This window comes from Mesorhizobium sp. M2E.F.Ca.ET.209.01.1.1, assembly GCF_004010375.2.
GTDB lineage: Bacteria > Pseudomonadota > Alphaproteobacteria > Rhizobiales > Rhizobiaceae > Mesorhizobium.
Genome location: NZ_SADP02000272.1, coordinates 1 through 407 on the forward strand (window position 1 = coordinate 1; position 407 = coordinate 407).

The window sequence follows — 407 nt, forward strand, 5'->3', positions numbered from 1 at the left end:
AGATCCGCGAATACCGCGGTCCCGAGCCTTACAAGGGCAAGGGCGTCCGTTACGCTGGCGAGAAGATCGTCCGCAAGGAAGGCAAGAAGAAGTAATCGGCTTGGCTTGGAAAAGTCGCGGACTTTTCGGACAGGACCAAGCCACGGAAGTGTAACGCCGCGGGGAGCGGTCGCGGGAGGCGCTTCGCCTACCGCATATGACGGCCCCCGTTTTTTGAAGGCAAGGAAGACATCATGGGTACCAAGGAAGCCATCCAGCGCCGTGCGCAACGCGTCCGTCGCCAGATCAAGAAAGTTGCCGGCGAACGTCCGCGTCTTTCGGTGCACCGCACGTCGAAGAACATCTACGTTCAGGTGATCGATGACGCCAAGGGCCACACCATCGCTGCCGCCTCGACGCTCGAGAAG

General features: G+C 60.4%; 1 protein-coding gene and 1 pseudogene. Both read left to right on the forward strand.

Translation table 11 applies throughout. The features are described from left to right. A pseudogene (locus tag EN852_RS35625) lies at positions 1-95 on the forward strand (50S ribosomal protein L6); the annotation flags it as partial. Between the two features lie 138 nt (positions 96-233). After that, the coding region (locus tag EN852_RS35630; RefSeq protein WP_281407830.1) for a 50S ribosomal protein L18 at positions 234-407 on the forward strand (174 nt) is incomplete at its 3' end.